The organism is Pseudomonas avellanae BPIC 631, from assembly GCF_000444135.1.
Classification (GTDB): Bacteria; Pseudomonadota; Gammaproteobacteria; order Pseudomonadales; family Pseudomonadaceae; genus Aquipseudomonas; species Aquipseudomonas avellanae.
In genome coordinates this window covers 1-11,523 of the sequence record NZ_ATDK01000575.1, presented here as the reverse complement: position 1 = coordinate 11,523, position 11,523 = coordinate 1, and the positions used below count along the sequence as shown (strand labels likewise).

The following is an 11,523-nucleotide window of genomic DNA, read 5'->3' as shown; positions in this document are numbered from 1 at the left end:
GGAACGCTAAGGGAGAAGATATTTTGAACAAAATACAGCGAGCCCGCGCGGCAATGAGCACGCAGGCATGAGAGAAGTTAATTTTGAGACGGCACAGTAGAGCATCGGGCATTCCATAGGTCCCGATGCCTTGGACGTCATCCAGTGAGACAGTGGTGTCATCCGGGCAGAAATACAGATACACCTTTCCTCGGTTATCACGCTCGGGAAAGACGGTCATGCTGCCCACTTTATTTTTGCGGATACCTTGAGTGGGTGACCATCGCGAACCGCTTCTGCCGCAGTAGGTTTTAGCATCCCTGAGTTCTGACATGGCTGGTTGTGTGTGTGGCGTATTGGTTATCGCAGTTACGATCCCGACCAGCGTTGAAAATGTGTCTTGGTCTTTGGGAGTGTTACCAGGCAACACACAATAAGGCGTATCAACCATGATAAAAGTATCTGCGCAACGATCTCCTCCATCTACCAGCAACGCTTGCGCCAGCAAGGTGACTATCGTGCCTTGGCTGTGACCCATGATTGTTATGGTCTCGTCAGGCGACACGCGACGAATCTCGCGTATCAGCATAGCCAAACGGTGAGCCGCCAATACGCAATAGTGCCGCGCTGGCGAGTGACCAAAATATAAAGCGTTGTCTGGCTTAAACGTTTCCAGAGCGATGCTTTTCAGATTGGGCCTAAAACCTTCACCATAGACATCCGGTATGTTATTGGTCGCGTTGGCAATAAAACCTCCCGCTTTGGCAAAGTGTCGGTCCAGACGGTTGCCGTTGATGTCCTGAAACTGATTACGCATTCTGAACGGATCGCCCGCGTCATCACGCTTGATTTGATCGGGTGCTGCCCGATGTCCCCAATAAAAGGGAATTAGCAGGCTATGGGTTTTCGGATCAGATGCGTCGCGCCGGTAGAGATAAGTATCAGGATCATCGAGGATGACTTTCTGGTCACTGTCCCTTTTCTCGTAGGGGACGTTTCCTGCTTCTTTGTATTTTTCCCCATACCGCCCCGGCACCAGATCCGGTCGATCCAGCCGCTCATTCACCCCCTGACACAACCCCGTCTCCACCGACTCATAAGAAGCCCCCGGATCGTTCACACCATGCAAAAAGATCACCACGCCCGGCAGGTCGGCGGGCACTTCCATTTTGCAGGTGGTGTTGAGGTTGGGGATCAGTCGTGTGTTGCCTTGGGCAACGGCGTACTCATCTGCACCGTTCATTACGCACCTCCTTTGGGTGTGCCGCTGCGTAATGCCGAGACGTGTGCCTGATGCATCATTTCGCGCTCCACTCGCTCTGTCAGTCCGCCTGCGTCCGTCAATCCTTTCACTGTGCTGCCATCTTCCAGTTTGATTTCATAAGAATGGTCCGCCGCTGCCCGTGGGCTTGCTTCGCTGTGGCCGGGGTAGTGGAAGGTGACCTGCTGGGCGGCGGGGTCGCGGCCGAACGAGGGGATCGACGCGCTGTCGGTTTTTGGGCCGATCCAGTCGTGTTCGCTGGCGTGCACGGTGACCTTGCCTTGCGAGCCAATCTCGACGCCGCCGCCGATCTTGATGTAACTGCCGTCATCGGCGACCAGGCGAATGGTCGGCGCGGTGATGACCACTTCGCCTTCGACAGCCGAGACGTGCAGGTTTTTCTGGGCATTGAGGGCGATGTCGTCTTCCTGGGCCTGCACCAGCACTTTGCCCCGGTTGGCGATGGCGCTGATACCGGCGTCCTGGGCGAAGGCCGACAGCCCTTTGCCCGCTTGCAGGTGCAGGGCTGCGCCGCTGGTCAATTGCAGGTTGTCCTGCGCGGTGGTGTCGTGATTTTCGCCGGCGTAGTGAACCTGCGAGCGCGGCGTGGCGCTGGTGATACCGGCTGCGGCGGTCATGGCCAGAACCGGGTCGCCGAGGCTGTTGCTCTCCGGCGCGGGCCATTGATCGAGCGACTGACGCAAGGCTTCGATGCCTTTGACGTCCACTGCCTGACCACCGCGAGCGGCAGCGGTTTCGCCGAGGGATTTGAACAGCTCGCCGCACTCGGCCAGTAGTTTGAGCAGCTCTTCGCGGTCCAGTTACGAGCCTTTGGCGTCGGTGCGCGCATAAGTGGTCAGCAACATGCCCTGCGCGGCACGCAGCGCAATGGCAGCATCGGTACGCAGTTCTGCGCCGTTGCCACGCGGCTGGGCGGTGCCATCGGTGCGTGGGTCGGTCAGTTTGCCCAGGTTGAGCGCCGTGGCCTGATGGGTCGTGCCCATGCGTGCGCGCAGCGAACCGGGGGTGTCATCGAACAGCAATTCGTTGAAGCCGCTGCCTTTATGCTCTTGCGTGCGGATCCCCGACAGCGTGCGGTTGCCCGGCAGCCCCGAAGCCTTGCTGAAGCGCGGCGGCAGATTATGGTTGTTGTAGACCACTGACGTAACGAGCGGACGATCAATATCCCCGGCGACAAACGTCACCAGCACTTCCTGGCCGATGCGCGGCAGAAACTGGTGACCAAAGCCGCTGCCTGCGCTGGGCATAGCCACCCTCAGCCACGTGGTGCCCTGCGGAAGGCTGTCGCCGCGCTGCCAGTGGAACCTGATCTGGATGCGCGCCAGTTCATCGGTAAACACCTCTTCGCCCTGTGGCCCGACCACAATGGCAGTATGCGGGCCATGGATCAGCGGGCGGGGCACGGTGATCGGATGGCGATACGGAATTTTGTGACGAATGCACTCAAACTCGTTTGTGTAGCCTGCGTCTTCATCCGAGAGGTAATTGTTGCAGCCCTCGTGCTTGACCGATAACAGCAGAAAGCGACGATCTTCGGCAGAACCGCGGTCGTGATCAAAGTGCTGGGTCAATTCAAAGGTATGGCCGGGGTACATGGCGCGGCAGTTACTGTGGCCAGTGAATGTCTTGCCCTGCACTTCAATCGCTTCAAGGCGCTGGCGCACCAGATGTTCGCCGTCAGCGAACGTGCCGTGGCTGTAGTGATCGAGGAAGTCATACACTTCGTACGATTCGACGTTGCCCTGCTCGTTGAGGCTGGGCATACCGACCGGCAACTGGTTACGCGGTTGCTTGTAATCGTATGTCTGAATGGACATGCGCCCTGATTGCAGGCGTCGGTGGCTGCTCCATTCAGTAATCGAGTCTGCGGTCTCGGTCACGGACGCCGTGTGATAACGGATTTTCGGCTGTTGCGGCAGAGGCAACAGATCACGCGAGTGATCAAGAATGATCAGCGTGTGTTTTTCTTTATCGTGATCGAAATAGAAGAACAACCCTTCATGTTCCAGCAGCCTCATAACAAATGTCAGGTCGCTTTCACGGTATTGCGTGATGTAGCTGTGCGTCTTGAGAGGCTGGCTGAGTTGAAACTCGAAGTCGGGCAATGCGCCGTAGGCTTCAAATACCGTGCGTATAACGGCTTCGATGGTCTGTTCCTGAAAAATCCGCGAGTCGATACGCCGCGAGAGCATCCACAGCCAGGGGCTGAGCGTGGCGCTGTAGCGGGCCAGGCCGCCGTCACTGCCTTGCAGGCTGAACGCACTGATATAGCCATTGATGTAGCGCGCTTCGCCGGTGGCCAGTTCTATCGCCAGTTGCGCCGGCTGGCCGATCTGCGACTTGAGCTCAATGCCCGCATCGCGGCTGATCATCGATAACTCAAAACTGAACAGTTCGGACAGGCTTTCGGTGCCGGTAAACTTTTCCAGCAACAGTTCCTGTTCGTCTCGGGCGACGGTCGACAGCTTGATCAGGCGACGGTTTTGTGGCGCGAATACAGCCGTTAAATCCTTTAACATTGTTGCTCCGATATAAAACCGGCGCCTCTTACGATGTAGAGCGCCGATATAGGCAAGGGCGCGATTCTATACGCTTATTTCTGAGCTCACACGTTTAAAATCGCCATTGTGCGTTGCCAGCCAACTGTACTAGTTACGTTCAGTTAAAGTAGCGTAGGTTGGCCAACAGGGTCGTGGGCCATTTCATAAGATTCTGTGGCTCATTTCTGACAGAGCAATCTTCGCCGTTATCGGGTTGCGGGCCGCTAACTCCGGCCAGGTCTGTTTTGAACGAAAGGTTTTTTGCAGGCATTAAAAAGCCCTGAGGCGTGAGCGTCAGGGCTTTTAATCGGGGGCCACTACATCCTTGCCAGCGTCGTGATAATCGTAACCCCTGCGACGACTGCGGCCAGCGCATTGACGTAAAACACCGCGCGTACGCGTTTGGACAGCCGCCACGGCTTTATGGCGAAGGCATAAACCAGCAGAAAGATGATGGCGAAGATTTCAATCTGCGCGAGGATGACCGTGCCGCCGCCAAATGCGGTTGATGCAGAAGGGTCTACAGGCCCACGCGACAGGTAAGCGGTGCCGATGATCGGCAGCCAGATACCCAGGCTTATCAAGGTCAGTGGAACAGGGCTCCCGGCGCTGCCTTTATTTTCGGTGTCCAATTTCGTTCCTTTATTTAAAGGTTAGCCAGCGATCAGGACTTCTCGATCTCTGAAACTTCTATGGGTGCCTCGGCTTTTGCCGTACGTATTTCCCGGTTCCACTGCAGGATGATCATCACCAGGGTTGGAATACCCAACAGGGCAGTGATCAGGAAGAAGTTGTGGTAGCCGAATTTCTCCACCACCACGCCTGAATAGCCGCCCAGCAGGCGCGGTAACAGCAGCATGATGGAGCTGAGCAGGGCGTATTGAGTGGCGGAAAACTTCAGGTTGGTGAGGCTCGACAGGTAGGCGACGAACGCCGATGTCGCCAGCCCGGAACTGAGGTTGTCCAGCGAGATGGTCACGATCAGCATCTTCAGATTCGGTCCCATGTCGGCCAGCAACAGGAACAGGATATTGGTCGCTGCCGAGGTAAAGCCGCCGATGAACAGGATCGGCATGATGCCGAAGCGCACGATGAGCAGGCCACCGGCACCTGCGCCGAGCAGCGTCATGATCAGGCCGAAGATTTTGCTGACGCTGGCGATCTGGTCCTTGGTGAAGCCCTGGTCAATGTAAAATACGTTGGCCATCACGCCCATCACGGTGTCCGACATGCGATAGGTGGCGATCAGGCCCAGCAACAGCAATGCCTGCCAGCGATAGCGCATGATGAAATCGTTGATCGGTGTAAGCACCGGTGCCAGCCCGCGACGACCCATTGACGACAGGCAGGCGAAGGTCAGGAGCGTGTAGAGAATGGCGCGCAGAAAAGCCCGGTCTTCCAGCAACAGGTCCATCCAGCTGGTGCCGTTGAACAGCACGCTGGCGAAGTCGGTGTTGTAGAGCTGGGTAAACATCGCGGGTACTGAAACCAGTAACACGATCAGCACAAACACCGAGGCCAGTTGGTGGGTGAAGCCATAACGCGCGGCCGACAATTGCGTACGCAGCGGCACCGGTGGCTCGCGCATGATCAGCGTGGTGACGAGCGCCGGCAGCATTAGCAGGCCGAACAGCACGTACGTGCCGGTCCATGCGGCATGCTTGTAGGCAAAACCTGTCGAACCGAAACCTTCTGCGAAGTACAGCGCGCCGGCGGTCGCCAACAGTGCGGCCACCCGATAGCCGGACATGTAGCTGGCGGCGAGGGCGGCCTGCTGGGTGTCCTGGGCGATTTCCAGGCGATACGCGTCGATGGCGATGTCTTGCGTCGCGGAGGCGAAGGCCACCACCACGGCAATTGCGATCAGCCAGGACAAATGCTTCTGCGGATCGCACAAACCCATGCCGATCAGGCCGAGGATCACCAGGCTCTGTGCGAGCACCAGCCAGGAGCGGCGACGCCCCAGCTTGCCCAGAAAAGGCAGGCGCCATTGGTCGAGTAATGGCGACCAGACCCATTTGAAGGCGTAGGCAAGGCCGATCAGGCTCGCATAGCCGATAGTTTCGCGAGCCACACCGGCTTCGCGCAGCCACACGGATAATGTCGAGAAGACGAGCATGTAAGGCATGCCCGCAGCGAATCCGAGCAGCAGTAACACTAATGTCGACGGGCTGGCATATGCGGCGAGCGCGGCGCGCCAGGTTTTACGGGGCATGGGCTGGAATCTGCCTCAGGTTACGAAAACAAAGGGCGCACTCTAACCGCTGTGCTATAGGGGACGCCAGCCATGACGCTGCATATCAATCCGATTGTTCAGAATCGTGACGCCCTCGGCACGCAAACGAGCCCGCTGTTCGTCGCCCGACGCGCTACCAATCGGCAGACTGAGCCGACCGCCGGCCCCCAGCACGCGGTGCCACGGCAGGGACGATCCCTCTGGTAACTGGCTCAAGGTGCGGCCCACCCAGCGCGCCGCTTTGCCCAGGCCAGCCAGTTCGGCCAGTTGCCCGTAGGCGACCACTTTACCCTCCGGTATTTGCGCCATCGTCAGGTAAAGAGCAGCACGTCGTCTTTCGGCAGGAGACTGTTCGTCAGGGTAAAGAAATGTTAAGTCCGCGTCGGCCACACATTTATCCTGTATAAAACGATATTGATTGTCGTTCGCGGAACTTTGATCGAACGCAACTGTCTGTTACCACCGTGCCCGGTGGTCCATGGATTGAGATTGCCTTGATGTTCTCCTGCAGGATGATGCCCGATTTCCCGCCAAACAGAGCCTAGTTACCGCTTATGTTGTCCAGAACCCTGCTGTGCCTTGCAATTACCGCTGTATCTACTCCATTGCTTGCCGACACCGTCTGGTTGAAGAACGGCGACCGGCTGACCGGCACAATCAAAGTGTTCGATGGTGGCAAGCTGCTGCTTCAGACTGAATACGGCGGCGCTATCGCGCTTGACTGGAAACAGGTCAAGACCCTGAAGAGCGACCAGCCGTTGCTAATCAAGCAGGACGAGCACACTGGCGAAGTCGCCAAGTCGTTGCAAGCGGCCGATGACGGCAAAGTGGTGCTGGCCAACGGCGAAGCGCCCAAGACTGTCGAGTTGGCAAGCATTCACCAGATCATCAAGCCCAAGCCGGTCATCACCGATCTGGTGTGGAAGGGCAACATTGATGCCGCACTGGACTTCCAGCAGGCAGAGAACGACACCAACGATTACAACGTTGCGTTCAAGACTTCTGCGCGTCATGGCCAATGGCGTCATAACGCCAAAGGCGATTACAACCGCGAGACGACTGACGATGTGGTCGGCACCGATAACTGGAGCGCCGAATACTCGCTGGACCGCTTCCTGACAGAGAAATTCTTCTGGGACGCCCGCGTGACCTACAAGCGCGACAAGATCGAAGATCTGTCTCGTCAGCGCGTCGTCGGTACCGGTCCTGGCTATCAGTTGTGGGATGACGAACTGGGTGCGTTCAAGGTTGGAGCACTGCTTAACCGTACCGACTTCGAGTTTTCCAACGGTCAGAAAGAAAACTTCTATTCCGTTGCAGGCACCTGGGATTACAACCGTTACCTGATTGGCAAGAAGTTCGAGTTCTTCAGCAACGGCGAACTGGGCAAGCCGTTGAGTGGTGTGGCCGATTACTCGATGGATGTCGAGGCGGGCCTGCGTTACAAGGTGACAGATTGGGCGTCGCTTAACGTGAAAGCCGAGAAGAACGTCATCAGCGGCTCGGATAACGGCGATGTCGACAAGACCCGCTATACCGCAGGCTTTGGCGTAAGCTGGTAAGCCAGTACTGAGCGACGCGCACTGTGCGTCGCTCAGCGTTTGATATCACTAGATCCGCATGGCCCCGTCCAGCTCCAGAATGCGTCCGCTGAAATAATCGTTTTCAAGAATGTAAGCTACTGAATGGGCGATTTCGTCCGGCTTGCCCATGCGTTTGAGCGGGATGGCCGAGGTCATCTTTTCCAGTGCTTCGGGTCTCATGCTGGCGGTCATTTCGGTTTCAATGAAACCAGGCGCTACGCCTGCCACACGGATGCCGTAGCGCGCCAGTTCCCTTGCCCATGTAACCGTCGCCGCCGCCACACCGGCCTTGGCGGCCGAATAATTGGTCTGCCCGATATTCCCGGCGCGGGAAATCGATGAGATGTTGATGATCGCGCCCTGGCTTTTCTGCTCGATCATTTTTGCCGCCACTTCGCGTGTGCAGAGGAATACGCCAGTCAGGTTGACGTCGATCACCGCCTGCCATTGCGCAAGACTCAGCTTGGTCATCTCGCCATCCTTGACCTTGACCAGCAGGCCGTCGCGCAGAATACCGGCATTGTTGACCAGGCCATGAACGGCGCCGAAGTCTTCGGCAACTTTGTTGACCGTATCCACGACCTGTTCTTCATTGGCAACATTGCACAAATAGGCGCGAGCCTTGACCCCGAGGGCGGCACAGGCCGCGACAGCCTGGTCGAGCTTTTCCTGGTTGAGGTCCACCAGTGCCAGGTTGGCACCCTTGCCGGCCAGGTACTCCGCCATCGCCCTGCCAAGGCCTTGGCCCCCGCCGGTGATAATGATCAGCTTGTCTTTCAATTCCATGTGCGTGCCCAATCTGTTTATTGTTTTTATGGCGTCACCGGCTCAACGCGAGTGCTTATGCCATTGCCAGAGCACGTTATAGGCTGTTTCAGCGCGCTCGTCTTGCGTTCAGGCGACACGTTTTTTACGTCGCCCGGCACCGCCATGAAAGGTTTCACGTCGCTTTGAAATACACCGATACACGTTCGTGAAGCCCAGGTTCAGCTGACTTATGCGCATAATTGATTGGTCACCAAAGCGCAGGGAGCTTGAATTAACGACCTTCTGACATCACATACGGTCTACTCGGAAGGCATTCTTCCCTTGAGGAACTCATTTGATGCGTGTTTTTTTGCTGCTGTTTCTATTATTTCCGGTACTTGAGCTGTTTCTGCTGGTTCGTGTGGGGATGTCTATCGGTTTTCTCTGGACCTTCCTGCTGGTCGTCGCGACTTCCATGCTGGGGCTGTTCGTGATGCGTGTGGCCGGGTTTGCCACGGCGCTGCGAGCACGCGAAAGCCTGGCGCGCGGCGAGTTGCCGGCCCAGGAAATGCTCGAAGGCCTGATGGTTGCCGTGGGTGGCGGTCTGCTGCTGTTGCCCGGCTTCATCAGTGACATTCTGGGGGTGATCTGTTTGCTGCCGATCACTCGTCGCCTGCTGATCAACAAGGTCCGCCGCCGTGCCGAGGACCAGGCCATGCGTCAGCGCGCCTTCGCCGACGATCTGCAGACTCAGGCCAATCATGGACCTGCCAGCCATCGTCCCAGCGCGATTCACCAGCCGACTCGTGAGCCGGATGTGATCGAGGGCGAGTTCGAACACCGCGACAAGTAACCTGCACAGCCCGGCAGCGCGGCACCTTCGGGTGCCGCGCTGGTTTTCAGGTGGTGCCTCTTTCGTAAAAAAATTCTCGCTCAAGACTTGTAATCAACTTGCTCGCCCTTATGTATGGGTCACCGCAAGGTTTCTGGCCTGATGGCCAGACCGTATTCTGCGGTTCGCGCGTCGAACCGCTACCGGCAAGTCCGGATCCGCAGCGACTGGTGCATCAGCCGGGCGCTCAAAAAAACATAATCAGGAGATCGACAATGAAGCTTCGTCCTCTGCATGACCGCGTCGTAATCCGTCGCAGTGAAGAAGAAACCAAAACTGCCGGCGGTATCGTTCTGCCAGGTTCGGCTGCTGAAAAGCCTAACCGCGGCGAGATCGTTGCTGTGGGTACCGGCCGCGTGCTGGACAACGGTGAAGTGCGTGCGCTGGCTGTGAAAGTGGGTGACAAGGTTGTGTTCGGCCCTTATTCCGGCAGCAACACAGTGAAAGTCGACGGCGAAGACCTGCTGGTGATGAGCGAGAACGAGATTCTTGCTGTCGTCGAAGGCTGAGTGCTTCCGCTGATTTCCGTTACTACCAAGTATTCAAGGAATAATGATCATGGCTGCTAAAGAAGTTAAGTTCGGCGATGCTGGCCGTAAAAAAATGCTCGCCGGTGTAAACGTCCTGGCTGACGCAGTAAAAGCGACCCTGGGCCCAAAAGGCCGTAACGTTATCATCGAAAAAAGCTTTGGCGCTCCGCTGATCACCAAAGACGGTGTGTCGGTTGCCAAGGAAATCGAGCTTAAAGACCGTTTTGAAAACATGGGCGCGCAGCTGGTCAAAGACGTTGCCTCCCGTGCCAACGATGATGCAGGTGACGGTACCACTACCGCTACCGTACTGGCTCAGGCCATCGTCAACGAAGGCCTGAAAGCCGTCGCTGCCGGCATGAACCCGATGGACCTCAAGCGCGGCATCGACAAGGCCACCATCGCCATCGTTGCAGAGCTGAAAAAGCTGTCCAAGCCTTGCACCGACACCAAGGCAATTGCCCAGGTCGGCACCATCTCGGCCAACTCTGATCACTCCATCGGCGACATCATTGCCGAAGCCATGGAAAAAGTGACCAAAGACGGCGTTATCACCGTTGAAGAAGGTTCGGGCCTGGAAAACGAGCTGTCTGTTGTAGAAGGCATGCAGTTTGACCGTGGTTATCTGTCCCCGTACTTCATCAACAAGCCGGACACCATGGTTGCCGAGCTCGACAGCCCGCTGCTGTTGCTGGTCGACAAGAAGATTTCCAACATTCGCGAAATGCTGCCGGTTCTGGAAGCAGTCGCCAAGGCTGGCCGTCCTCTGCTGATCGTTGCTGAAGACGTTGAAGGCGAAGCGCTGGCAACTCTGGTTGTCAACAACATGCGCGGTATCGTGAAAGTTGCAGCCGTCAAGGCTCCAGGTTTCGGCGACCGTCGCAAGGCCATGCTGCAGGACATCGCTGTTCTGACTGGCGGTACCGTTATCTCCGAAGAGATCGGCCTGAGCCTGGAAACCACTACCCTGGAACACCTGGGTAATGCCAAGCGCGTCATCCTGAACAAAGAAAACACCACCATCATTGATGGTGCTGGAGTCAAAACCGATATCGACTCGCGTATCTCCCAGATCCGTCAGCAAATCGGCGACACCAGCTCGGACTACGACAAGGAAAAACTGCAAGAGCGTCTGGCCAAGCTGTCTGGCGGCGTTGCAGTGATCAAGGTCGGTGCTGGTTCCGAAGTTGAAATGAAAGAGAAGAAAGCCCGCGTTGAAGACGCCCTGCACGCAACCCGTGCAGCCGTTGAAGAAGGCGTGGTACCTGGCGGTGGCGTAGCACTGGTTCGCTCGCTGCAGGCCATCGAAGGTCTAAAAGGCGACAACGCCGATCAGGACGTCGGTATCGCTCTGCTGCGTCGTGCAGTCGAAGCGCCACTGCGCCAGATCGTTGCCAACTCCGGTGACGAGCCAAGCGTTGTGGTCGACAAGGTCAAGCAGGGTTCGGGTAACTTCGGTTACAACGCTGCTTCCGGCGAATACGGCGACATGATCGAAATGGGTATCCTGGACCCGGCCAAAGTGACTCGCTCTGCTCTGCAGGCCGCGTCCTCCATCGCCAGCCTGATGATCACCACCGAAGCGATGATCGCTGACGTGGCTGATGACAAGGCAGCAGGCGGCATGCCGGACATGGGCGGCATGGGTGGTATGGGCGGCATGATGTAAGCCAGCTCTACCCCTTAAGCTACACCCATAAAGAACCCCGCCTTGTGCGCAATGCTGTTCACTTA

Annotated in this window: 8 protein-coding genes and 2 pseudogenes; 4 read left to right on the top strand and 6 right to left on the bottom strand. The window is 57.2% G+C overall.

Translation table 11 applies throughout. The features are described from left to right. Positions 1–97: 97 nt before the first annotated feature. The 5 genes and pseudogenes from DW49_RS0126870 to DW49_RS0126850 all read right to left on the bottom strand — a co-directional run. Positions 98–1,222 (bottom strand): annotated as a pseudogene (locus DW49_RS0126870) (T6SS effector phospholipase Tle3 domain-containing protein); the annotation flags it as partial. Continuing rightward, positions 1,222–3,780 (bottom strand): annotated as a pseudogene (locus DW49_RS01000000128955) (type VI secretion system Vgr family protein). The pseudogenes DW49_RS01000000128955 and DW49_RS0126870, both read right to left, overlap by 1 nt. 338 nt (positions 3,781–4,118) lie before the next feature. Further along, positions 4,119–4,433: a hypothetical protein gene (locus DW49_RS0126860; protein ID WP_003380975.1), complete on the bottom strand. Its 315-nt coding sequence runs from the start codon at positions 4,431–4,433 to the stop codon at positions 4,119–4,121. 32 nt (positions 4,434–4,465) lie between these two features. Next, complete coding sequence (locus tag DW49_RS0126855) at positions 4,466–6,016, bottom strand: AmpG family muropeptide MFS transporter (RefSeq protein ID WP_024421536.1); 1,551 nt, start codon at positions 6,014–6,016, stop codon at positions 4,466–4,468. A gap of 54 nt (positions 6,017–6,070) precedes the next feature. Then, positions 6,071–6,427, bottom strand: coding sequence for an MGMT family protein (locus tag DW49_RS0126850; protein ID WP_024420730.1), 357 nt, complete (start codon positions 6,425–6,427; stop codon positions 6,071–6,073). A gap of 164 nt (positions 6,428–6,591) precedes the next feature. Here DW49_RS0126850 and DW49_RS0126845 point away from each other — a divergent pair, with 164 nt between their 5' ends. Next, positions 6,592–7,599 (top strand): DUF481 domain-containing protein, encoded by a 1,008-nt coding sequence (locus tag DW49_RS0126845; protein WP_005620274.1) that lies wholly within the window; start codon positions 6,592–6,594, stop codon positions 7,597–7,599. 48 nt (positions 7,600–7,647) lie between these two features. Here DW49_RS0126845 and DW49_RS0126840 read toward each other — a convergent pair whose 3' ends face one another. Further along, on the bottom strand, positions 7,648–8,406 hold the full coding sequence (locus tag DW49_RS0126840) for an SDR family oxidoreductase (protein ID WP_005620273.1): 759 nt from the start codon (positions 8,404–8,406) through the stop codon (positions 7,648–7,650). Positions 8,407–8,725: 319 nt separating this feature from the next. Here DW49_RS0126840 and DW49_RS0126835 point away from each other — a divergent pair, with 319 nt between their 5' ends. The 3 genes from DW49_RS0126835 (at position 8,726) to groL (ending at position 11,458) form a co-directional block, all read left to right on the top strand. Further along, on the top strand, positions 8,726–9,220 hold the full coding sequence (locus tag DW49_RS0126835; protein ID WP_005620272.1) for an FxsA family protein: 495 nt from the start codon (positions 8,726–8,728) through the stop codon (positions 9,218–9,220). Between the two features lie 254 nt (positions 9,221–9,474). Next, positions 9,475–9,768, top strand: coding sequence for a co-chaperone GroES (locus tag DW49_RS0126830; protein WP_003304675.1), 294 nt, complete (start codon positions 9,475–9,477; stop codon positions 9,766–9,768). A gap of 49 nt (positions 9,769–9,817) precedes the next feature. Then, a complete protein-coding gene (gene groL / locus DW49_RS0126825; protein WP_005620271.1) occupies positions 9,818–11,458 on the top strand; it encodes a chaperonin GroEL in 1,641 nt (546 codons plus the stop codon). Positions 11,459–11,523: the final 65 nt, after the last annotated feature.